The organism is Pyrinomonadaceae bacterium (assembly GCA_036277115.1).
Taxonomy (GTDB): Bacteria; Acidobacteriota; Blastocatellia; order Pyrinomonadales; family Pyrinomonadaceae; genus UBA11740.
This window is the reverse complement of the sequence record DASUNM010000011.1, coordinates 215,655-239,056: the sequence shown is the minus strand read 5'-3', so window position 1 is coordinate 239,056 and position 23,402 is coordinate 215,655. Positions and strand designations below refer to the sequence as shown.

The window sequence follows — 23,402 nt, the reverse complement described above, 5'->3', positions numbered from 1 at the left end:
GCTTTTGCTCCTTGCCTGGCTCGTGAGAAAGCGCTCGTCAGTTCAACTTGATGAGCGATGCAGTTACTTTCTTAGTAAGAGGATTAGCGGTGAAGCGCATCACCCCAGTTACTTTCGTCAGCGGTAACTGACCGGTCAGGCCGCTGCCGGAACCGCCGCCGGCAGGAGGCGGAGCTGCGGCACCTTGAGTCCCCGCGCCGCCGGTGCCACTTGCGAGATAGGCAGTCACGATGACGTCGAAAGTGAACATCTCGGAGGTGCTGTCCTGGAACCGCAAGCTGCGCGTGCCGGAAACCTCAGCGGGACTGAATAGCTGATCCGCGCCGAGTTTTTGCGAGTAGCTGAACAGAGCCGCATTCGCCGCACTCTTTCCGTCTTTGCCGTTGTCGGCATTGATGACCTTGACGGTCCCGCTCGCCGCGTTAACTCCGACAACGTTCAAATCGACATGCGGGATGTAGGTCTGAGTCGAGTTGCTGGTCATCGCGAGATCGAGTTGGAAGACACCGCCGCTGAGTGAAACATTCGATATCGCCTGCGTCACCAGATTGGTGATGTCGACTTTCGATCGTTGATCGACCAGCACACTGACCTCGTTACCGGCGTTCGTGACGAACTTGCCGATCTGGCCCGGATGAATTCCCCGAATCCGGAACGAGTAAGTGTCGTTCGTCAGGTTCGTGAGGTTATGGCTCGTCGTGCCGGCATCGACGGTGGCGATAGTTTGCCAGTCAGGATTTGACGTGCTGGACTGTTGAACCTCGTAGCCCTGCTCGCCACCAACACCCGTCCAGCTCAACGTGAACGAGCCGTCGAAATCTACGTTGCGGCTCTGTGAATCAACGAAGTCACCAGGGATCGTCTGCGCGGCGGGCGCTGCCGGTCCCTTCGTAAGTCTGGTTGTGATGTTGACGTCAGTGGCCGCATTGACGAAACCCAGGACGCGATGCACATAGGTACCGCCACGGTTAACTCGAACTTTGACCGATTCAGACGCGCCGGCCGGACCACCAGAGCTGGCGATCACGTTTCCATCAGGATCCAGCAGTTCGTAATCGATGTCTTCCTGGCTCCCGGTTGGCCGGGTGAACCATTCCAAGTCCGCTTCGATTTGGAACGTCGAGGCGCTGACCTCAAACGGCACGCTAACTTCCGTAACGCCCTCTGCCACTGGCACACCGTAAGCGCCGGTCGGCACGGTGGCGGTTTGATTCAGCGTCTGCACATTGGGCTGGGCCGGAAGACTTGCGCCGGGACGGAAGAAGAAAGGCATGCGCAGCGATTCGTTGCCGCTGGTCGCGGTCACGAACCATTGCATCTGGATCTTTTCAAAGATTACTTGCGTCCCGACAGTCTTGGCGGCCATTACGTCGCGGATCTGATCGCCGTCGAACGCGGCGTTGACCGTGAACGTCGCCGAGCCATTTGCCGGTACGCTCACGGATGACTGCGAGGTCGTTACGCTGATGCCCGCTAACTGAAGGTCACGATTGTTCGCGACGTTCAGGTTGTAAGTGCCACCCTGGCCGGACAAGTCACGGATCGTGACTGTGATTGGAGCGGTGTGCGTAATGCGATTGTTGACGACCGGCACTTCACCGAACGAATAGCTGCCGAGAATGCCCGGCTGGCTGATGCCGTCACCGGTCACGCCCATTGCTGCCCTGGCATTGACGGCGTGTGGGACGTCAATCAGACCGCCGCCCTGCGCGATGATCGAATCGGCATCCGGCCCGTCGGGCTTGGTGGCGCCAGATTGATCGCGCATGTTCGTCGCGGTGTTGATGAGCACCGTGCGAATGACATCGGGCGACCAGTTCAAATGAGCTTGCTTGATCAGAGTGACCGCTCCGGCTGCATGCGGTGAAGACATTGATGTGCCGTCGATCGCGATGTAGTTCGGAGAAGTTGGATTCGCGGCTGCGGCCAAGGCGCCCAGAAGAGACGCCGGCGGACAAGCTGCCAGCACCGCCACGCCGGGGGCTGAAATGTCAGGCTTGATCTGACCGAGTCCGCGGACCGGACCGCGCGAGCTGAAGCTCGCCATATCTCCCATGAAGCTGCCACCAAGAAACCCGTTCAGCGTGACGTCGTAATCCGAGATGGCGCCGTTTGCGGGGTTGTCGTTGTCGCTGGCCGATAGCGCGTTGATCATCGCCTGGCCATTCGCAGTGGAGATCACCGCCGCCGGTATCGTTGTCTTGACCGCGTTTGCGCCATCTTCACGAATGAAGATTAGTGCCACAGCACCAGCTGCAGTCGCCTGCGTGGACATGTCGAAAAAGGTCCCGCCGGTCCAGTCTTTGACCAGGGCGATGCGCCCGCTCACATTCGCGGGAAATATTCCCGGGCTGGTAGCGCTGTCGACATACACGTACTTGGCCGTAATTGGAGACGCGGGGGCTGGTGATCCCTGCATCGGGAGGAGCTTCATGCGCGCATTGCCCGGCACGTCTACCGACCAAACTGAACCGGCGCTGCCCGGATGGGTGTTCGCGCCGACCGAGATCACGTGAGTACCCGCCGCGGGCGATCCCGTTGTGCCTTCTCCCGGGCCCGAGTTTCCGGACGAGGCAACCACGACCGTGCCCATCAGGGCCGCGTTGCTGGCGGCAACTGCCGTCGGATTATCCGGACCGCCACCGCCCCCGAGGCTCATGTTGATCACGTGAGCCACCGGCTTTGGCAACAGCGGATTGTTTAGCGTGAACGGCGAGACCGAATCTTCCAGCGCCATCATGGTGTCCGAAGATTCGCAACCGCCGATGGGCTGAACCTGGCTGACCGTTGATTTAATGTCGCTGCAAACTTTGTAAGACATGAGCTTCGCCTGCGGCGCGACGCCGTGCAGCCGAACTCCATCCAGCGTTTGCGACAGATAGCCCGCGACGGTGGCGGCGACGTGCGTGCCGTGACCGAAACCATCTTCAACGGCGAGATCTGTGAGCGGCAGGTAGTAAACGACTTTCTTGTTCGTATTTGCCTGCGTCGGTCCCGCCGGCATTACCGCCAAGCGCGGCGGCGTGGGATCGCCGCCGAACATCGGGTGCGTCCAATCGATGCCGGTATCGATAATCGACACATACATGCCCTGGCCTTCGTAACCCTCGTTCAGCGTGTCGAACTGAGTTAGCTCAGCGGCATTCCCGTAAACTTTGGGAGCGCCGATATACGAGACGCTGTTGTTGAGCGTCGTGATGAGTGTTTCGTCCGCGTGTACGCTCTTAACTTCGGGCATGTTGCGAAGAGCGCCAATGGAATTCTGGCTAACTTTCAAGGCCATGCCGTTGTAAACCAGCGAGTAGCGCAGCGGCATAGTCGCCGCGATGTTGCCGTCGTAATTCTTTACGTCGCGCGAGACCAGCGTCGCGCTGATGCCTTTGCCGGCCAACGACGTCAGAAAAGCATTCTGCTTAGCGGTCAACCCATCGCGATAAGCCCTGAGCTGATCCTGCGACACCGTGCCGCCGGACTTCTCCGTCCGGGCCTTGTAAACAGCACCGGGTTCGTCCCGCAATTCGACGATGACCGAAACCGTGTTAACGCCCGCGCTTGCAGGAGCAGTCAGCGCTCGGCTCAGGACAACGGCGGCCACGGCTACAACAACCAGCGCGGTTAATATCGCGCGCAACTGAGAATTCTTTTCCAACATTCGACAAGCCCTCCAGAAGTGTTTTCAGTTCGTACTGAATTGTGCAGAGGATAGGAAAACAGCCTTGAGAAAAACTTGAGGCTCATGAAGGGTCGGGGTTGAGCAGGCTTGAGGTCGGGAAACCGTCCAGAAAACCAACCTAAAGGGAGGCCACACAATCCGGGTGCAAGCAATTTGTAAGATTCGGCCGGACAAGAAAAGCGCGTGAGGCTGGAACCTCACGCGCGTGTAGCGAGCGTTTGCTCGACAGGCGAAACCCCTATTCGCCGAACATCAGGTTAATCAGTCGCGATGCGGGGTGAAGAAACTCTGCTCTCTTGACGACGCGGCCTGGCTCAAAACGCGGACCGGGTATGGCCTGGAATTGTCCGGGTGCAATCTGTCGCACTTCAGCCGGGAACGCTTCCATCAAGCCTTTGTCGATCGCAATCTGCACATAGCCGCGAAGACTACCGGGTATTTCGGCGTTGTCGGTTAGAACTTGCCCGCCCTTAGTCACATTGCTATTCGCCAGAGCTCTCGCTTGAGTATCGAGTCGCAACGCGCGAACTAAAGCCACAGCCTGTTCAAGCCGAGAAACCGTTGCGGACGGCGCGAACGATCCGGTGCCTGCGCCCATTACGCCCTCGCGCCTAAGCGATTCGGCGACGAGGGCGTCGGGCGACGCTGGGGTGAGATCAGAGAAGCTCGGTTGGTTTGGAATGAATTGTGGTACACGGGCGGCAAACATCAGGGCGCGGCCCAATTCCATCCGCGTCAATTCTGCTTCAGGCCTGAAGCTCCCCGCGCTTGTGAACATGACGCGGTCGTAGACGAGGCGATAAGCTTTCAAGCGAGAGGCTTCGTCCAGTATCCCGATGTCGTTAATCTCCGTGGGATCGTAAAGATAATGCGTAACGGTAAGGCGGTAGGGTTGGTCGGCCACCATTCCGGCGCCGAATAAACCGGCCTCAACGCGTGCCGTGAGTAAGTCTGCCGCTGGAAATTCCAGCGTGATGCCTTCGCGCGCGCCGAACAGTCCACCGGCATTAATATCGTCCGAAGCCGCAAGTTGTTGACTGCCGCGCAGAACTGTCAGCGACATATCGTTGGCGACAACTTGGGTGTTATCAACTAATACCTCGTCTTCGCCAATCGATCCGCCCCAGTCGAGCTGCACAAAAGTGTAGCGGGCGTTAGGGGGAACGATGATGTTGTGCGTATTACTTCCTCCTGACACCACCGTCGATTGAATTCTTTCACCATCGAGTCGCGTAACCGACAAACCTTTCCCGGTAAATCCGAAGTTACCGTAGGCCTTGGACGGGTTGTAAGCAGCATCCACAGCCGCGTGAACGTTCGCCATACCGGCGCCGGCTTCAAACTGATCGTAGACAGTGAGCGGCGTCGCGGTCCGCTCGATTAAAGCCTTCACATCGTCAGGTGTGAGCGATGGGTTGGCGGAAAGGATGTTGGCTACGACTCCGGCCAGATGCGGGGCCGCCATCGAAGTGCCGCTGATCTGTGTGTAATTAGCGACGAAGGCCGCGGGAATTTCAGCATCAGTGTGCAGGCCATTGGCCGCGGGATTGACCCGCGCACGAGCGGCAATCACCGCGCTGCTCAAACCCGAACCCGTCGAACCGCCTGTTCCCGGCGTTACGATCGACGGATGAAGATCAGTGCCGAAGAGCCCACGCGAAGAAAAACCGGCGAGGCGTCCCTCTTTCGTCGCCGCGCCCACGTTGATGACCCAGGGCATCGACGCCCAACGATTCTGCGAGTTCGCATCCGGACCGTCGTTGCCGTTGGCGAAGATCACGACAATGTGCGCCTGGTCATGCAGGATACGGCTGGCTACATTAATCGGATGATCCGGATCAACTGCTACTGCTGAGTTACCCCACGAGTTGTTGACCACGCGGATGTTGTAGCGAAACTGATTTGTGAAGCAGTAGTCGAACGCGGCAATCTGCCCGATGATGAACAGACCTGCGCCTGAGCCGAGTCCGAGTATGTTCGCGCCCGGAGCAACACCTTGATAAAGGCCGCCGCTCGCTATGCCGGAGCCGGCCGCGGTACTAGCGACATGAGTTCCGTGGCCGCCGTGCGAGTCGGTATTAATCACATCCTCGACATAAACCGGCGGGAGGATTCCCAGGAGCGGGTTGCCGAGTGTATTCGGCCGCACCAGCAATCCGTCCTTGTCGTTCATGTTGACGAGGACGTTTTGAATGGTCTTTCGCATCGGGTCGAGCGCGTCGTACTCAACATCCGGGTGCGTGCCGTCAACGCCCGTATCGTTGATCGCGATAGTAATCCCACGGCCTGAGACGGGCATGCCGCTGTTTCGTTTGGTTAAGTCGGGGTCGGTGCGCAGACGGTCCACCCCAATCAAGGGCTTCGTCTGATTAAGATAAAGCTGTACCGGCGCATTGAGATAAATCGAGCGCAACTGGCTCCAGCTTGTCATTTGCCGAATCTGCATAGGTGTTGCGTTAACAAAGACAATCGGAAAGTTCCTCATGCGAATCCCGGCCGTAATGCCGAGTCCGCGAACGGCCGCGATTTGCGAGTCCGCTACTTTGTCACCGTGGAAAGTCAGAATAACGCCGAGCTGCATACCTGGTTGTGCGACCTTCAGCCGTGACGCCAACTCCGAATCGATTTTTGGCGCCGCAAAACTTGCGCTCGCAAAAACTATCAGCGCTAAGGCGGCTAAGCTGGTGCGTACGACTTTCATCGGTCTAATTCCTCCTGCTTCGGTCGTCGTCTTCAAAAAGCTTCCTTGGGGTTGGCTCTCTCCCCTCCTCTCCGCTTGCGGAGAGGGGGCGGAAAAATGACCGGGCCGATTTTCCATGTCTCGGCCCGGCCGTTGTTTGTTACTGCACCCGGAAATTCGAGCCGGCCGCCAAGTCCGAGCTCAACAGCAGCCCGCCGGTCACTGAGGCGCCAATCAGAACTTGCGCCTGTGCCTGGGTGTTCGTCGTGGTGGTGCCCAAGACGTTCGATCCGACGGCCTCGCTAATCCGATCGACGGAGAGACGGATGATGATCTTGTTTCCAACGATCTGCCCCGAATCAACGGGTCCGATGGTTTCCTGATTGCGTGTTCCCGTCGGCAGCGTTGTGATTTTTCCGTATTCGTAGGTCGTGGCCGCCTCGTCAATGGACGCGGTTACGAAAATATCGGTGGCGCCAAATGTAGAGGTCACCGTCCAACGCATGTTCGGCGCGGTTACTGAGAGATCAACCAAATCAAGCGTGTACACAATCTGGTTCAAAGCCGGGTCGTATGCGAAGTCTGCAGAAACGATATCCTGCGCATCCGTGCCGGTAGCATCGCCGGTTATGTCCGTGATCTCAGGGCGCGTCGGGTCTTCAACCGGGAATAGGTCCGCCGGATGATTCACCGGACTGAGGTTAAGTGCGCGGCGCACGGCGTTGTGCGCATCGACATAGCCTGAGCCCACAACCCTTTCTTCATACGGCATCGGCGTCGCCGTTTGCCGGAGAATCGTCACCACCTCGTCCGGCGTGAGCGTCGGTTGGGCTTCAAGCATCAACGCGACAACTCCAGACACGTGCGGACAGGCAAAGCTGGTCCCTTGTGAAGTTGTGTAGTACGGCAGATAGGCCGGCGGAATCGTCGTCAGATCGTTTGCGCCTACAAAGAGCGGCACGGCGCCGATAGTGTTTGTAAGCCCCACACCCTTCATGCGTGCGCTCTTAATATCCACGCCCGGAGCGGTAACGTCGGGACGGAGATTCGGCACCGCATTTGGATCGGCGGGCATTCCAGCGATGTCGGTGCCCTCGCCGTTGTTAACGCCTCGCGAACTGAAACCGGCAGGTGTGCCCAGGCCGCGCTTCTCACCGGCGGCCACCGAGATGGTCCATGGCATGGTTGAGTACGGGTTGATCGCGTTCGCTACATCGCCGGCGTTTCCGGCGGCGAACACAACGACGATATTGCGGTCGTGCGCGGTGCGGGTTGCGATGTTGATTGGATCATCCGGGCTGATGCCTTCGGCTGAGAGCGATGAGCCCCATGAGTTGTTAATGATCCTGATGTTGTAAACAAACTGGTTGACCAGCAGATAGTCGTACGCACCCAGAATCGTAACCAGCGGGAGTCCGAGCTCGTTGCCCGCATTCATCCCGATCAGGTGCGCGCCCGGCGCTACGCCACCATAAAAGTTTCCGGATTGAGCGCCCGTGCCCGCCGCAACTGCTGCGCCGTGGGTTCCGTGTCCCGATTCCACGTCGGAGTGCGGTTGGTTCTCGATGTAAACAGGAGCGTAGAAGCCGGCGGCTGTGTAGGCCACATCAAAAACGTTGAGGCCGATGCCGATGGCCAGCCCGCCATCGCCGACGGTCGTCTCTGAATGAGGCTGGATCACGTTCTGAACAGTCTTGGTTCCATACTTCAAATCCGCATGGGTCGCATCAATGCCGGTGTCGATGTATCCGATACCAACACCCTTCCCCGAGATCGGCATGCCTGGATTCTGGTAATTGGCGAGTTGCACGTCGCGGTCGGCCATCATTTGGGGCACGCCGATGAAACGACGGCTTTCGTTCATGAAAGGCTTCATGATGCGATTCGCCCAAATTGATTTCACGCCCGGCTGTGTCCTGACTGATGCCAACTGCGTCGCGTTCATCGGCGCGATCACTATCGGCAATTCACGCATCTTGATGCCTTTAGTAATACCGGCCAATTGCAAGCGATTAAGGTCGCTCGACGAAGGCATCGCCTTGTAAGTGATCACCACCGGAATCGCTTTCAGGCCGCCCCGCAAGTTGAAGTGGTTAACAATCAGCGGATCCACTTTGGCGGTGTTGGCAGTGGATGTTTGGCCCGTACCCAGTCCGAGTTGCGCGGTGCTCCGTTGCTCGGCCAACTGCACGAGCGCGATAACAAGTGCGGCGACGATGATGGCTGCTTTCTTCATTGCTAGTCTCCTTCTCTTCCTCTTCTATGCGGTCGTCTTTCCACCTGTCGGTTTAGGGGCCGCCTGACTCTGCCGGCAGGAGGCCCCCGCGCCGATTCAGGTCATGACGCTGTTTCCCAGACAAAACAGCGCCGTGACCCGGCTCGTTTAGCTACCCGCTTCAAACCTCGCGCGGTAGTTGTGAAGCGCGTAGGCAAGCCACGCACGCGTCGTCGGATCGTTTGCCTTAACTCGGGCCTTCAAAGTGGGCTGCAAATCAAACGGCCCTTGCTCAAGCGAGAAGTAGGCCTGCAGGATTCCCCGATCGAGAGCGAGCTGCACGTAACCTCGCATCGTGGCGGAAATTTCCAGGTTGTCAGCCAACGTCAAGGTCTGATTTCCGTACGTGACCGTGACGTTTGATCCGGTGCGGGCTTTCGCTTCGCTGTCCAGACCGAGGGCGCGCACCAAAGCTACGGCCAGGTCCAGCCGACTGACATTGCCGGCAGGATTAAAACTCGAGCCGCTGGCGCTCATCATTCCGTTCGGGGTGAAGTTCCAGTCGCGCGAATTTGAACCTTTAGCGGTGACCGCCTCAGCGATCGCCGCCAGGTCGCCGGAAACGTCCGCGAACTTCGGCGTCGCGAAGCGCGATTGACGCAGGCCGGTGTTGAGAACTAATAACCGGGCAAAGTCTTCGCGCGTGACGTTTGCATCAGGATGGAATAGACCATCAGCAAGAAGATCCATCCGCCGATCAACTACCACGTCTTGAATCTGCTTTTCAGCCACGTGCCCGCTGATGTCCGCGATTTCCTGAAGCGTGAAGATACTGCGGTTGATAGTGCCGTCAACGCGTTCGGGCGCGCCGATGCCCACCGGCGAATTGGCCGCCGCTGCGGCTGCGAGTCCACGCAATCCTCTAATCTCAGCAGTCCACTGGCCGGCTTTGGGGTGCTTAACGAAGATCCGCCGGCGTGGTGAATCAAGCACCGGAAGAGTCAACCCGCTGTTGTAAGCGCAAGGCGGCACTCCCTGCGGATCAGAAGCGGCCGGAACACATCCTGGCGGATAAAGTGCCAGCCCCAGAGAATTGCCTACTTCATTCGTGGCCGGATTGTCATTGTTATCGTTGGCGTAGCCGAATGCGATTGACACATCGAGCACGCCGTATCCTTCCGAGACTTCAAATCGGTAAGTGTTTGTGTTCGAAGCCTGAGGCCCGGGGGTCTGCGGCGTGTAGTTGATGGTAAACGCCTGGGTCGGCTCCTTGGTCGTGGCGTACTGTGCGTTGTACGAGCGATTATCGGTGGCGCCAGTGTAGCTGCCATAGTTCCTCGATCGGTTGAACACATTATCGACCGCGGCATAAGAGTTTATGTAGCCTGCGCCGACTTGATACTCGTCGTAACCGGGCATCTGCGTAGCCGTCTGCTGAAGAATCTGTTTCACCTCGTCGGGATTCAGCGTGGGATCGGCATCGAGCATCAACGCGACAGTACCGGCGGCAAATGGCGTTGCCATCGAGGTCCCACTGATCTGCGTATAGAACGGAACATACGCCGGGGAAATTTCCAGGTCGTAATCGCCGCCGTTCGCCACCACGTTGGTGGCTGAACGAGTGGAAATCATGTCGTGCGTAAATTTCGCCGCGTTGGACTCAAACTCACGGCCCGTGCCAGGAGCAACGATTGTCGGAGCGTCGAAGTCGTTATTCGGATCGCTGTCAGCCAGGCGTTCTGCTTTAGAAGTTCCGCGCGACGAGAAGCCGGCGAGCCCACCCTCTTTCGTGCCCGCGCCGACTGAGATCACCCAAGGCGCTTTGGCGTACGGGTTATGCGTGTCTGGCCCAGGGCCATCGTTACCCGCAGCGAAAAGCGAGATAATGTTGCGGCCGTGAGCCTCTCTGGTCGCGAGGTTGATCGGATTGTCGGGGTTGAAGGCGCCTGAGCCACCCCAGGAGTTCGAGATAACTCGGATGTTGTATACGAACTGATTTGCGAGCGACCATTCATAGCCACCCAGCGCATTCAAAATAAATAATCCTGCGCCTGAGCCCGTGCCAATCAGCTTTGCACCCGGCGCCACACCGGCATAGAGCCCGCCGGACTGCTGGCCCGATCCGCCCACGATGCCTGCGCAGTGCGTGCCGTGACCAACGTGCGTATCGGTGTTCGGCACATTCTCGACCACCTGGAGACTAAAGAATCCATCCAGTGGCAATGAGACGACGGCATTCTCAGTATCTGAGTCGGTGAGTATCTGGACGTTCTGAATGACGTGTGGACCGAGTTTCAGATCGTTGTGCGTGGCATCGATGCCGGAATCATTGATCACGACGGCGAAGTTGCCCTGGCCGGAAACGGGCTGACCACCATTGCGTGAAGTCACCGCCGAATCGGTGCGCAAGCGATCCACACCCGCCAGCACGCGGGCCTGCGCCATGTAATAGTAAAGACGGTCATTGGACCAGACTGAGCGGACCGCGCCGTTTGACGCGAGGGCGCGCACCTGGCCGGCAGTCGCATTCGTCGCGACTATGCCCAACTGCTGCAGCTTGTACCCGCGAGTAATTCCCAAGCGGCGCAAAACACTCAAGTGGGATTCGTTCAGTCCATTTGTTGTATTGAAAGTTACGATTACTGTGCCGACACTCAACGAGTCGGCGGTGCCGGCGAGCCGGGATTGCAATGTGGAACTCAAAGTCGCCGCTGAGACCAAAGCGCTGGTCGCCAAAACGAGTAATAAGGCGCCGAGAGTGGCAGAGATTTTTCGAAACATGACAGAGTCTCCTTTCAGATCCGCTCGCTGATTTCATCTGGGTTAGCTGGCTGCATCTGGTTCATCGTTGAAGTGAGCCCAGCTTAGCGATGGAGACTTGAGAAAAACTTGAGGGTTATCGGCTCTTGGAGGTGAGCAGACTTGAGGTTTCGAAAATCAAAACAAATACGGAGTGCGGCGAGCGGATATAATTTTTTCGCAAGCAATTCGCAAGGTGGAGAGCTCGCCCCCGGCTGCTTTGCTCGAACCGCATTCCTAAGTCGCGAGTCCGCGGAGCGGACGTCAGCATAAAGCCTGGGGCGTCAGCCCCAGGCTTAAAAGAACAAAATGGGATCGAGCCCGCGAAGCGGGCGATAGCTGTCGCGCGAGACCTCAATCCGGAGCTTCGGCTGCCGCGGTGGGCTAATGCTTTTTATTGATCGCTCATCCACGCCACATCTAGCCTTGCAGTATTCAACAAGCTGCAAAGCAGCGGCTGTAGTTAAGCCCAAGGCGAGGCTCTGCGAGCCTTGGGTAACCAGTATCCAAATTTTGCGGGAGCCGCGGAGCGGCGACTAATCACTTAACGAGGGCAGGCGCGTGTTTTTTGACTGGAGACCCAAGACCATCAACTCGAGACTGAGATGTCGCCCGCTTAGGGGCTCCGCTCATCAAAACCGGCATGGTTTCCCCAAGGCTAGCAAAACCTCGCCTTGGGCTTAGCTAAGCTCGCCGCTTCGCAGCTCGACGAGGCACTGGCTTTTTCGGCAAAGCCGGTGGGTTCGATCAAGACCCCGCGAATTCGGTTTTCAGCGCGCCAAAACGAAAGGGCTCATTAACGCGCACTGTCGCCTTGCGCCGCGACTCTTTTAGCCACTTGGTGAGCTCTTCCGCCTGACGTTTTGCCAGCAGCCGGGCTCGAATCTCCGGCGTCATCTCTGCCAGAGTGCGCGCACGCGCGGTCTCACGCGCGAAGACCTTAATTATGTGAAAGCCATATTCCGTTTCAACCACGTCGCTCACCGACCCAGCTCTAAGCTTAAAGGCCGCTTCATCAAAAGCCTTTGCGTGTGTGTCTCGCGTGAAGGTGCCTAAACTGCCCCCGGCCTCACGGGTGCCTGGATCGTCGGACGACTCTCGGGCCAGCTTCGCGAAATCCGTGCCGCTCGCGGCCTTGCGGCGTAAATCTTCGGCGCGGCGGCGACGCGCAGCCATTTCTTCGCGAACCGCTGTTGCCAAAGAATCGCCGGACAGGTTTTTTTCTTCTCTCAGTTGGCGCTCAATGAGATTGGCGCGCGCGGCAATCAAAATGTGCGAAGCGGTGATGCGTTCGGGCTGCTGAAAGTTTGGCTCAGCCTTCTGCGCTTCGTAGTAGTCACTTATTTCTTTTTCTGAAACTGACAAGTCCTTACTCAACTCGGTGCGCATCAATTCGCCATAGAGTTCCGACTTAATGACCTCGAGGTACTCAGTGCGTGACAGCCGAAACCCATTGAGGTATTCGTCATACTTTTGCTCCCCACCAAACTGTTGAATCGCACGCTGTTCAGCGGTTGCCAATTTATCCGGCGCAATGGTCAGGCTGCGGCGTTGGGCTTCCTGGGCGATCAGGGCCCGGTCGATTAATTCCGAGACGATTCCTTCGCGTAGTTGCTCGACTTTTTTTCTGCCCTCATCGGTACTTGGATCCAGGGCCAGCGCTTCTTTGCCGTTCTTCAGATACATCTCGTAGAACTTGGTGGAGATCTCCTGACCGTTCACGGTCGCAACCACCGGTGGAAGCGAGCCATCGCTTGTTTTTGTTTGCAGTGCGTCATTGCTGGCGCATGAGCTGTAGAGCAGACACAGCGTCAGCAAAAAGAAAATGCGCATCGGAAGCTTACGGGCAGGCATTCTCGCGGCGTGTTAAGGGGTCGAACGCACTCTGAACGAGTCGAAGAACTGTTCGCATTTCTCGGCCAGCGCGGGACTGTCGATGGACTTTGGAGTGATGCACTGGAGCACAAACACCCGCGGCTTCACGTCATAGAAGCGCGCTCGATCGATAAACTCCAAACCCTGCTCAGTCCGCGCAGTGACCTTAATTTGCCGCCCGGGCGCGCCACCCAAACTCATCGAGTGCTCGTCCAGCAGAGTGCCTTTGATGCTGTTAACCATCCCGTCCCGCGCCTTATCAAGCGAGAACACAACGTCGTTCGCATAATCGAAGTACGCAACCATGAACATTCCCGAACTGCCGGCAGCCGTCGCCATGTATTGGGTCATCGGCAACCCGTCAGGCGTATTCACCTGCTGCGACGAGATTTTCGGCTGGGCCGGAAGCAAAACGGTGTAGCGCCCCTCAGGTGATGTGTATCTAAACGAAGACGATGGCGCCTCGGATTGCGGTGGGGTTTGTGTCTGCGGCGGCCGCACTGGTGGCGCAGTTCGCTCTTTGTGTTCCTGCGCGAATGTAGCTGCCGAAGAAATCAGTAAAGCAAGGATTGCAATAGTCGTTTTTCTCATGGCGGATCCGATCAACTGTAGTCTGACGCGCGAATCATAACAGAGACCGCATCGTCCCGAACAGAGTAATTCAAGTTCACCCTATGTTAGTATCCCGGCTCATCAAATTCAGGCGAGGGTTCAATTAAATGAGACGAGCATTCCTTCTGTCTTTGGCGGCCGCGGCGTTGGCGTGGTGTGTTTTGACGCCCGCGGCGAAAGTTTCGTCACAGTCCTCGGCCGCGGCAACTCGCTCGCTGCAAGTGTCGGGCTTGCGCGCCCCGGTCACCGTGCGGCGGGACGATCGCAGCATTCCGTATATCGAAGCCACAAACGACGAAGACTTGTATTTCGCCCAGGGCTATGTCACGGCAAGCGATCGCTTATGGCAGATGGATTTGCAGCGTCGCACGGCGCGGGGTGAGCTTTCTGAAATCTTTGGGCAAGCCACGCTCGCGCAGGATAGGCTACATCGCACATTCGGTTTCGGCCGCATGATCGATCAAGCCGCCGCCAACCTCAATCCCAAATTCAGTGTCGCGGTCACGGCTTATGCCAAAGGCGTCAATGCGTACATCAATTCCCTCACCGACCAGACGATGCCGCCCGAGTTCCGCCTCCTACAGTACAAGCCGCGCCCCTGGGCGCCCGCGGATTCATTAGCCGTCGGCGCGCTGATGGCTGAGTACCTGTCTTCCACGTGGCAGTTGGACCTGATGCGCGCCTCGCTGGCCTCTCTTCCAAAAGAAAAACGCGAAGCGCTCCTGCCTGAAACCTCTCCCCTGGATGTTTTGGTCGTAGGTTCAGATCGGCGTCAAGCGCAAACTATCAGCCCCGCCGTTAGAGCGGGCGTGTCGCCAGCGATCCTCGCCGAACTGCACAAACTCTGCGAGGCACAGCAACGTTCGTTCGAGCTGCTCGGTCTCACACCACCGGCAGTGGAAACGATTCACGCCAGCAACAATTGGGTCGTGTCCGGGAAGCGCACCGTTACCGGCAAGCCTATGTTGGCGAACGATCCGCACATTCCCGCGTCAGCACCAGGCATTTGGTATCAAACGCAACTGAGTGCGCCGGGAATGCATGTGGCCGGCGTGACGTTTCCGGGCGCCCCGGGAATTGTCGCCGGCCACAACGAACACATCGCCTGGGGCGTCACGAATCTCGGGCCAGACGTGCAGGACCTTTACATCGAGAAGTTTGATAAGGCGAATCCAACGAAGTACCAGACGCCCACCGGTCTGCGCGACGCCGAAGTGCGCCAGGAAGAAATTAAGGTTCGCAAGGGCTTCGGCTCGCCGGAGACCGAAACACAAACATTCAAAGTAACCGTTACACGCCACGGCCCGATCGTTTTAGAGAAGGACGACACGCGTTACGCGCTTCGCTGGACCTCGCTCGACCCCTCGACACTTCAGACGGTGGGGTTTCTTGAAGTGAACGGCGCGCGGAACTGGAAAGAATTCACCGCCGCGCTCAGCCGTTACCGCGGTCCGACGCAGAATTTCGTCTACGCAGATGTTGACGGCCACATCGGCTATTACGGCGCGGGTTGGATTCCGATTCGCAAATCCGGTGACGGTAGCGTGCCTTACGACGGCGCGACGGACGAAGGCGAATGGACCGGCTACATTCCGTTCGAAAAACTCCCGCACCTTTATGATCCGCCTTCCGGGATTATCGTCACCGCGAATCAGCGCGTCGTGGGATCGAGCTATCCATATTTCGTCAGTCACGCGTGGGCGACGCCTTATCGCGCGCGGCGCATCGCTGATTTGCTTTCAGCGAAACCAAAACTTACGACTGACGACTTTCGAAAGGTCCTCGGAGATGTTCACTCAATCGGCGGCGTCATGTTTGCGCGCGGCGCGGCAAAAATCTTACGGAGCGCAGGCGGCTCTGCGAGCGCAGGTAACCTGCCTCCTTCACTCATTGCCGATCTTGAATCATGGGACGGCGCCATGTCCGCGGATTCGCGCATGGCGTTGGTCGTCTGGCAGATGCGCCGCGCGTTTCGTGATCGCATCATTAACGCAGCTCTCGGTCCGGACCTTGCCCGCACGTACGCATGGCCGCAGGCCGACCTTTTGGCCGATCGCGCAGTCACCGAACAGCCGCGTGAATGGCTGCCGAAAGAATTTGGGAGTTATGCGGAGCTTCTCAAAGCGTCGTACGAGGATGCACGGCAGGCGCTCACGAAGAGTCTTGGCGCTGACGAATCGAAATGGAGTTGGGGAGCGCAGACAAAGGCACGCTTCACGCATCCTTTGGCGGCCGCTCCGCTGATCGGCGCGCAGTTCACCATTGCGCCGATTCCCCAAAACGGATCTGGGGGCACGGTCAATGTGGGCTCCGCGGTCTCAATGCGGCTGATTGCCGACACTTCTGATTGGGACAAGAGTCAGCACGGCATTCCTCTCGGACAGTCCGGATGGCCAAACAGTCCCCATTGGAAAGATCAGCTGGACGATTGGCGCAACGTGACCCCGCGTGCGTTTCCGTTTAGCAAAGCCGCGATCGCTTCGGCAACCAAAGACACCGTGGTGTTGACGCCGAAGTAATGCGGGAGTTATCCGCGGATTACGCAGATTACACGGATCAGTTTAGAGGCGGGCTACTGCCCGCCTTCCTTTGCAACTACTTTGGCGGGCGGTAGCCCGCCTCTAAACTACATATGTTGTTTTCGTATCTGTGTAATCTGCGTAATCTGCGTAATCTGTGGATTCCTTTCGTACTTTCATCGCCATTGAACTCCCCGGCGACGTCCGCGCGCGGGTCGCGCAACACATCGCTTCCCTTCGTCGCGAACTGCCTGACGTCCGCGCGAGTTGGAGCCGTGAAGACAACCTGCATCTGACGCTGAAATTCCTCGGCAACGTTCCGGTGACTGACATTACAAGAGTCTCTGACGCGGTCGCCCGCGCGACCAAATCGGTTTCATCCTTTGAACTAACAATCTCTGAGTGCGGCACTTTCCCAGCACACGGCCGGCCAGGCGTTATCTGGATTGGTGCGCAAGCCTCCGGCCTGCAGAGCTTGCACGCCGCCATCGAAAATGAACTTGCTCAAGCCGGGTTCACCCGCGATTCGCGTCCGTTTCATCCGCATCTCACGGTGGCGCGCCTGCGCCACTCTCAGGGCGCACGTGAGCTGGCTGATCTTCACAAGAGTTCGGCGTTCGTACCGGTCGCCTTCTCTGTATCAGAGGTAGTTGTCTTCAGGAGTGAGCTTCTAAAGCAAGGTTCAAAGCACACAGCGATCTCGCGTCATAACCTGCTCTAGAGAATCCCGCACGCGCTTACACTGATATCTGTTGTGTGTTTCTTCGAATGCGTGTAAGGTTCCGTTTGGTTCTTTCCTGTCCGCTCCCCTCAAAATTCATTCAGAGGTTTTTTTAATGAAGTATTGTCCGGCGTGCAATTTTACGTTTTCCGATTCGCATAGCGTGTGCGATTTCGACGGTACCGAACTGGTTCAGAGTCCTCAGCCGAAGTCATTAATGAGAGTGCCACAGCCTTTTTCACATCCGCGGCCTGGATTAAAAAAGCCGATGGTGCTGACGAGTCTGGCGGTGCTGGGACTCTTTCTGAGTGCCGTGTTCATTGGTTATCTCGAATCTCCCGCCCCGTCCATAGCCATCGTGACGGACCACAAGTCACAGCAGTCATCGCGGGCCGTGACGCCGGTGGCGAAAACAGATGGACAATTAGCGCACGATAAATCAACAGTGTCGCCTTCGCGCATCGTTAGTTCGCGTACGGTCCGCCGGAGCCGGAACCGATCGGCCACTCCTTCAACGGCGCGCCTTCATCGAAAGTCCGCGGACAGTTCCCGCCATGCGGTTGTCGCGCGCACCCAGGATTCGAAGCGCACTTCGAACGAAAAGTCGCCGAAGATTGTGGCGGTTCTTAAGACAACCTGGAGAGTTTTGAAGAAGCCTTTCGACTTCTAAGAATGTCATGCGAAGCTTCCAGGTGAAGTGAGCTTTGACTCATTTCGGATCAGGTAAGCGTTCCATCTTGTAGAAAGTTTCCTTCGTTGGTCGGTCGGGTCTCGGCAGAGGTTGGATGATGGCGGTCCAGAGGTCTTTCGACTCGCGCTTCCAAACGAAAAAGTTTCGGGCCTTTATTACCGGCCCGAATCTGATCGAGTTATCGTCCAGCGCCGTCGCTACGTAACGGGCGCCGTCGCTGCCGCCGCCAAACTCGCCGTCTTTCAATTCAAACCGGGTCGTATCAGTGACCTTCTCGAGCTTCTCGTTTTCGAACCCATCGACAGCCAGCGTCGTGTCGTTCTCCCACCGGTAACGCTCAAAGAAGGCAGGCTGATTAACTCCGGTGCCGCGCCATGTGCCTTCAATCCAACGCAGCTTCTTGAGATCCTCAACGGTTAACTTGGCAGGCGTCGCCGGGACTGGCGTCGGCGTTGGCGTTGCTTGTGTTGAAGTCGTGGTAGCCGATCTCACCGTCAGTTCTGAAGTACCTGCGTAAGCGATCAGCACACCCATAGCGAACAACAACGATAACGCGAATACGAACCTGGCTCTGAGAATCAAAGCGGTTTCTCCCGAAAAACAAAACGGCCGCGTGAGCGCAGCCGTCGTCTTGAAAATGGTCGGGGCGAGAGGATTCGAACCTCCGACCTCACGGTCCCGAACCGTGCGCTCTACCAGGCTGAGCCACGCCCCGACAAGAACTGAATGGATTCTATGTGACGCGCAGGAGCAGGTCAAACCTCTGCATTTTTTGCCTGTGCTGCCTTCTCGCGTCTGGCTTTCAAATATTCGATTAGCGGAGGCACCAACGACAACGCTACAACTATGAGGACGACCCATTCGATGTGCTCATCCAAATCAATTCCAAATTTCGATTTCAGCAGGCTGCCGAGGAAGTAGCCCGCCAGAATCATACTGAAAACCCAGAGAAAACCGCCCACTACGTTGTAGACCACAAAATTGCGGTAAGGCATTTTTGCTGCGCCGGCCACGATCGGCGCGAAGGTCCGCACAATCGGTACAAAACGCGCGATGATGATCGTCTTGCCGCCGTACTTCTCGTAAAACGCGTGGGCCTTTAACAGATGACTGGGTCGAAACAGCAGCGACTTCTCTTTCTTGAAAATGCGCGGCCCCAGACGGGCGCCGGTGTAGTAACCCACGCCGTCACCCACGACCGCGGCCACGAACAAAGTCAACAGCAACGCCGCCAGATTGAGCTTGCCGGTCGCGGCGAACAGTCCGGCGACCACCAATAACGAGTCGCCAGGCAGAAAGAATCCGACCGCTAAACCTGTTTCGGCAAACACGATAAAGATCAGACCCAGGTAGACGAAAATCCCACCCTTCACCAATAACGTCTCGATGATGATCTTCGGATTAAGAAGATCTTTCAGGTAGTGGAATAGTTCGATTAGCGAATCCATTGTTTAGATCTGACTGCTTAAGTTGACCAGCCATGCTGTCCGATTAGCGGCACAAACTGACAAGCGCCGTGCTCTTCAGCTTTGTGTGACGTCTCGGTCTTGATCACGCGCACCAGCTTCTGTGACTCGCGCGTCTCTCCGATGGGAATCACCAGACGGCCTCCGATTTGTAATTGTGAAACGAGGGGATCAGGAATGACCGGTCCGCCCGCGGCCACCAGAATTGCATCGTAGGGGCCATGGGCTTTCCAGCCAAGCGTGCCGTCGAAAGCTTTGACCGTCGCGTTATGAATCCCGAGCTCACGAAGCCGCGCATGAGCTTGACGTGCGAGTTCGCCGATGCGCTCAATGGCAAATACTTGCGAAGCAAGCTGCGCGAGCACCGCGGTTTGATAACCTGAGCCGGCGCCAATCTCGAGCACGCGACTTTTCTTGTCGAGCTCCAGCAGTTCCGTCATGCGCCCGACGATATATGGCTGTGAAATCGTCTGATTAAAATCGATGGGCAAAGCGTGGTCGCCGTACGCCGTTCCCTGCAAGGCCTGCGACACGAAGAAGTGCCGCGGCACGGTCAACATCGCATTGAGCACCTGCTGATCTTTGATGCCGTAATGATCGCGCAGCCGTTCGACCATGCGCTCGCGCGGAATGCGGTACTCGGCTTTGAGCGTTGTTGCTTGTGAAGAGAAACTCAAGTTGTTAGGTTGCGCGTCTTAACTTTGGAGCACTTCTACAGAGTTCAGGTAGCTCCAGGAATCCAGGGACGACAAGAGGGCGTGGTCAGTCATGTCGCTCTTCAAGGGAGTGATTGAAACGTAGCCTTCTTCGATTGCTCTATAGTCCGTGCCGCCTTCCGCGTTCGAACGAAAATACTGTTCGCCAATCCAAAAGTAAGGTTTGCCCCGCGGATCGATGTGCTCAGTGATCACGGGACGCGCATTCTTAATGCCTTGTCGCGTGACGCGCACGCCTTTGATTTCGCCTTGCGGCACGTTCATGTTCAGCAGCGTGCCCTCCGGCAAACCTTCGCTGAGAATTTTTTTGGTGGCGAGCACCGCGAAGCGCGCCGCTTCCGCAAAATCAAAGTTCTCACGCGCCACCAGACTCACGGCGAGCCCCGGAACGCCGAGGATCGTCGCTTCCAGCGCGCCGGCCACAGTTCCCGAGTAAGTCGCGTCATCACCCAGATTGCCGCCGTGGTTAATGCCTGAGACGCAAACGTGCGGATGTTCGTCCTCTCCAAGAATTTTGTGGAGCGCGAGAGTTACACAATCAGTCGGTGTGCCATCCACGGTCCAGTGCCGGCTGTCTACCTGGCGAATGCGCAGCGGCCGCGCCAGTGTGAGGCTGTGCGATGCGCCGCTCATTTCAGATGCGGGCGCAACCACGTACACGTCACCCAATTCGCGAAGCGCGCGCTCCAAGGTGCCAAGCCCGTCGGAGTGGATGCCGTCATCGTTTGTGATCAAAATGCGCGTCATTCAGATGCCGCTCAATTTTATACCAGGTTCGATCAAGCAGACTGCCGCGCAACGTTTTTTCAACGTGCACGGCCAGTCTCAGTTTTGCTGGGATCGATCTGGTGAGTCGCGGTTAATTGGCCGATTGATCTCAATTAGTCGGACGGGGCCGCGGACGTGCCTTCTTCTTGTTACGTTTGCGAGCCAAAGCCGATTTGAGTTTCGCCTTTTGTCCCGGCGGCATAAAGAAAGCATGCTTCTTCGCGTCTTTGATGATTTCTTCGGTCATCACCTTGCGCTTGAAGCGACGGAGCGCGCTTTCGATTGACTCGCCGGGATTGACGTTCACTACTGCCATCTAGTCATCACTTCCTTCGACTGTTCAGTTTCCGACCTGCTATTTAACACGCTGTGATTGAGTCGGGTCAAGCGGACATGAGAAACCCCGCGAGCTTTAGTTCACCCGCGGGGCTTCGAAGCCATTGAAGCAACGTTAGACCGTGACCACGGCAGCGCTTTTCTTGCCGTTGAGCCCCTGAATTTGGACGGGCTTGTCACCGTTGTCCGCTTTCGTGAGTTGCTGTTGCTTCAGCACCATATCCTGATAAAGCTTCCGCATCATCACTTTTTCTTCGTGCGCCGTCTTCGGCCCTTCCATCTGCGGCTTGTTCGGACGCGCCAGGTCGATGTCGTTCAGTTTGAGATTGTGCGTCGGGTCAGCCATCGGAACAGCTTTGCCACCCGCAAAAATCTCGTGGCGGCCGTGTTCGTCGTACCACTTGGCGACGGTCGCGTTCTGGTGCATGTGCTCAATGATGTTGCGCCAGCCGATGCCCGTGTTGTAAGCGCAGAAGCTAATCTCGCCTTCCTGCGTGCCGTAGGGAATGATGCACATCTCCGTACGGCGGAAGTCGTAATTGAAGAGATCCTGGAACCACATGCCCGCGATGAACAGGAAGTTCCAACGATCCGAGCGACGCTTCTCAATATCCTCGGCGCTCCGATTGCCGTCGACCTTGCCGTAATCTTTTCCCGTCAGGCCGAAGGACTTGTCGAACTTCTTGAAGAGCTCATACAGGTTGAACTGCGAGGGCGCCGCAAACGGTTGATAGTGCTTCAGCAGAGCGAGCCCCATCATGAAGTTCGACTTCCATTTGCCGCGGGCCGCATCGGTGATCTTCCGCATGTCTTTCACCAGACCGGGAATATTCAGGAACGCCGGAACCGGACTCATTTCCTTGGTTTCTTTGTCGATCATGACGGCCGTGCCCACGCCGCAGTTCGGATGGCAGCCGCACGAAACCTGGCCCCAGTCAGCGTCAGGACCGTGCACGAGATCCGCAAAGTCTGCAAACGCGCCCATGAGCGAGAGCGGGAACCAATCGCGCGTCGGCTCAGTGATGCCAACCTGGTTTTTCACGTCGTGTGCGAGGTGCGACAGCGTATAGCGCTGTTGCAGCCGTCGTTCAGGTGTAATTGCTTCATCACGACCGGTGAACGAAACGGGCTGGAACGAAAGAAACGCAATCTTCTTGGGATTGTCGAGCGCGAAACGGATGATCGAACCTACCTGATCATTGTTGATGCCGTTGACGAGCGTGGTAACGAGTACGATTTCAACGCCCGCCTCGTGCAGATTGTTAATCGCGCGGAGCTTCACGTCGAATAGATTGCCGACCTGACGGTGGCTGTTCGCATCGTTGCCGATTCCGTCGAACTGAAAATAGACGTAACGCAGACCCGCTTCAGCGGCCTGACGGCAGAACTCTTTGCTCTTGGCGAACTCGATACCGTTAGTCGCCGCCTGGACCGAGTTGTATCCAACCTTCCGCGAGTATCGAATCGCCTCAATGAAGTGCGGTGAAATCGTCGGTTCACCGCCTGAGAACTGCACCGACATCTGCCGGCGAGGCTTAATCGAGATCGCGTTGTCCAAAATCTCTCTAATCTCTTCCATGCTCAGTTCATGGACGAACCCAACCTGGTTCGCGTCCATGAAGCATGGATCGCACATCATGTTGCAGCGATTTGTCAGGTCGACCGTAAGCACCGCACCGCGACCGTATTTGATCGTGCTGGTGCCATGATTGTGCAGCTTTTCGTCGTTATGCGACTGGATATCTCGACCGGGGAACATCGCCTCGATATGCGTGAGGAATTTCGAGTCGATGGCCATCATGTCTTCGAAACTACCGTGGATGGGACAATCCTTGATCATCCAAATCTCGCCATCACGTTCAATAATCTGAGCTTTGATCTCACCAACCTTCTCGTTGATGAGTACCGAGACGTCCTTCTGGCCGCTCAGGATTTGCTCACGCGCCTCGATGACACAATTCGGGCACAGCGAGTCAGTCGTTCTCGGCCATCCCAAGGTAGGCTTTGTTTTTTGCCATGACTTGAGCAGCGGTTTGTCGGACCACTTCGGGGTAAAAGAAGGATTTGGCTTGTACTTATTTACAGCCTGGATGGCGTTGAATAGCCCACCAGCTACCAGGGTCAAGCCTCGCTCAGCGACTTTAATTGCTTTCATCTAAATCGAATCTCCGTTAGGGGTGTGTACACGAATACCAGTGAAGCCATCGGCAACACGCGTGCCTAGCTCCAGTAATGACCTAACTTATTGTTATCGCTTGTGTTATCACCTTTGTCGCCGAGCTCGAACAGAGGCCCGACACGTGTCACAAAATTCAAAAGAGGCGAAACGTG

General features: G+C 57.1%; 15 protein-coding genes and 1 tRNA gene. 3 read left to right on the top strand and 13 right to left on the bottom strand.

Going from position 1 to position 23,402, the window contains the following annotated elements:
- Positions 1-37: 37 nt before the first annotated feature.
- From VFX97_02855 to VFX97_02830, 6 genes are all read right to left on the bottom strand, one after another.
- A complete protein-coding gene (locus VFX97_02855; protein HEX5702141.1) occupies positions 38-3,652 on the bottom strand; it encodes a S8 family serine peptidase in 3,615 nt (1,204 codons plus the stop codon).
- Positions 3,653-3,911: 259 nt separating this feature from the next.
- Positions 3,912-6,374 (bottom strand): S8 family serine peptidase, encoded by a 2,463-nt coding sequence (locus tag VFX97_02850; GenBank protein ID HEX5702140.1) that lies wholly within the window; start codon positions 6,372-6,374, stop codon positions 3,912-3,914.
- Between the two features lie 139 nt (positions 6,375-6,513).
- A complete protein-coding gene (locus VFX97_02845) occupies positions 6,514-8,589 on the bottom strand; it encodes a S8 family serine peptidase (GenBank protein HEX5702139.1) in 2,076 nt (691 codons plus the stop codon).
- Positions 8,590-8,736: 147 nt separating this feature from the next.
- The gene (locus VFX97_02840; GenBank protein HEX5702138.1) at positions 8,737-11,349 is read right to left on the bottom strand and encodes a S8 family serine peptidase; all 2,613 of its coding nucleotides are present in this window, start codon (positions 11,347-11,349) and stop codon (positions 8,737-8,739) included.
- A gap of 765 nt (positions 11,350-12,114) precedes the next feature.
- Positions 12,115-13,221 carry a peptidylprolyl isomerase gene (locus VFX97_02835; protein ID HEX5702137.1) on the bottom strand — a complete coding sequence of 369 codons (1,107 nt, stop codon included), beginning with the start codon at positions 13,219-13,221 and terminating at the stop codon, positions 12,115-12,117.
- A gap of 12 nt (positions 13,222-13,233) precedes the next feature.
- Positions 13,234-13,833, bottom strand: a complete 600-nt coding sequence (locus tag VFX97_02830) for a hypothetical protein (GenBank protein HEX5702136.1) — start codon at positions 13,831-13,833, stop codon at positions 13,234-13,236.
- A gap of 128 nt (positions 13,834-13,961) precedes the next feature.
- Here VFX97_02830 and VFX97_02825 point away from each other — a divergent pair, with 128 nt between their 5' ends.
- The 3 genes from VFX97_02825 (at position 13,962) to VFX97_02815 (ending at position 17,764) form a co-directional block, all read left to right on the top strand.
- Positions 13,962-16,373 (top strand): penicillin acylase family protein, encoded by a 2,412-nt coding sequence (locus tag VFX97_02825; GenBank protein ID HEX5702135.1) that lies wholly within the window; start codon positions 13,962-13,964, stop codon positions 16,371-16,373.
- A gap of 157 nt (positions 16,374-16,530) precedes the next feature.
- The gene (gene thpR / locus VFX97_02820; protein ID HEX5702134.1) at positions 16,531-17,094 is read left to right on the top strand and encodes an RNA 2',3'-cyclic phosphodiesterase; all 564 of its coding nucleotides are present in this window, start codon (positions 16,531-16,533) and stop codon (positions 17,092-17,094) included.
- Between the two features lie 217 nt (positions 17,095-17,311).
- A complete protein-coding gene (locus VFX97_02815) occupies positions 17,312-17,764 on the top strand; it encodes a hypothetical protein (protein HEX5702133.1) in 453 nt (150 codons plus the stop codon).
- 39 nt (positions 17,765-17,803) lie between these two features.
- Here the strand turns inward: VFX97_02815 and VFX97_02810 are convergent, their stop codons facing one another.
- From VFX97_02810 to VFX97_02780, 7 genes are all read right to left on the bottom strand, one after another.
- Entirely contained in the window at positions 17,804-18,367 is a 564-nt protein-coding gene (locus VFX97_02810; GenBank protein HEX5702132.1) for a hypothetical protein, read from the bottom strand.
- A 56-nt stretch (positions 18,368-18,423) separates the two neighbouring features.
- Positions 18,424-18,500: transfer RNA gene (locus VFX97_02805), tRNA-Pro, on the bottom strand.
- A 40-nt stretch (positions 18,501-18,540) separates the two neighbouring features.
- Positions 18,541-19,233, bottom strand: coding sequence for a VTT domain-containing protein (locus tag VFX97_02800; protein ID HEX5702131.1), 693 nt, complete (start codon positions 19,231-19,233; stop codon positions 18,541-18,543).
- A 17-nt stretch (positions 19,234-19,250) separates the two neighbouring features.
- Positions 19,251-19,928: a protein-L-isoaspartate(D-aspartate) O-methyltransferase gene (locus VFX97_02795; protein ID HEX5702130.1), complete on the bottom strand. Its 678-nt coding sequence runs from the start codon at positions 19,926-19,928 to the stop codon at positions 19,251-19,253.
- Between the two features lie 18 nt (positions 19,929-19,946).
- Complete coding sequence (gene surE, locus VFX97_02790) at positions 19,947-20,714, bottom strand: 5'/3'-nucleotidase SurE (protein HEX5702129.1); 768 nt, start codon at positions 20,712-20,714, stop codon at positions 19,947-19,949.
- A gap of 130 nt (positions 20,715-20,844) precedes the next feature.
- Positions 20,845-21,051 (bottom strand): 30S ribosomal protein S21, encoded by a 207-nt coding sequence (rpsU, locus tag VFX97_02785; protein HEX5702128.1) that lies wholly within the window; start codon positions 21,049-21,051, stop codon positions 20,845-20,847.
- A 135-nt stretch (positions 21,052-21,186) separates the two neighbouring features.
- Positions 21,187-23,226 carry a radical SAM protein gene (locus tag VFX97_02780; protein HEX5702127.1) on the bottom strand — a complete coding sequence of 680 codons (2,040 nt, stop codon included), beginning with the start codon at positions 23,224-23,226 and terminating at the stop codon, positions 21,187-21,189.
- Between the last annotated feature and the right edge of the window lie 176 nt (positions 23,227-23,402).

Bases quoted from the DNA above. Each gene is read 5' to 3' on its own strand.
- surE (HEX5702129.1), bottom strand. From the start codon at position 20,714: ATGACGCGCATTTTGATCACAAACGATGACGGCATCCACTCCGACGGG.
- VFX97_02840 (HEX5702138.1), bottom strand. From the start codon at position 11,349: ATGTTTCGAAAAATCTCTGCCACTCTCGGCGCCTTATTACTCGTTTTG.
- VFX97_02850 (HEX5702140.1), bottom strand. From the start codon at position 6,374: ATGAAAGTCGTACGCACCAGCTTAGCCGCCTTAGCGCTGATAGTTTTT.
- VFX97_02825 (HEX5702135.1), top strand. From the start codon at position 13,962: ATGAGACGAGCATTCCTTCTGTCTTTGGCGGCCGCGGCGTTGGCGTGG.
- VFX97_02830 (HEX5702136.1), bottom strand. From the start codon at position 13,833: ATGAGAAAAACGACTATTGCAATCCTTGCTTTACTGATTTCTTCGGCA.
- VFX97_02855 (HEX5702141.1), bottom strand. From the start codon at position 3,652: ATGTTGGAAAAGAATTCTCAGTTGCGCGCGATATTAACCGCGCTGGTT.
- rpsU (HEX5702128.1), bottom strand. From the start codon at position 21,051: ATGGCAGTAGTGAACGTCAATCCCGGCGAGTCAATCGAAAGCGCGCTC.
- VFX97_02835 (HEX5702137.1), bottom strand. From the start codon at position 13,221: ATGCCTGCCCGTAAGCTTCCGATGCGCATTTTCTTTTTGCTGACGCTG.
- VFX97_02845 (HEX5702139.1), bottom strand. From the start codon at position 8,589: ATGAAGAAAGCAGCCATCATCGTCGCCGCACTTGTTATCGCGCTCGTG.
- VFX97_02815 (HEX5702133.1), top strand. From the start codon at position 17,312: ATGAGAGTGCCACAGCCTTTTTCACATCCGCGGCCTGGATTAAAAAAG.
- VFX97_02780 (HEX5702127.1), bottom strand. From the start codon at position 23,226: ATGAAAGCAATTAAAGTCGCTGAGCGAGGCTTGACCCTGGTAGCTGGT.
- VFX97_02800 (HEX5702131.1), bottom strand. From the start codon at position 19,233: ATGGATTCGCTAATCGAACTATTCCACTACCTGAAAGATCTTCTTAAT.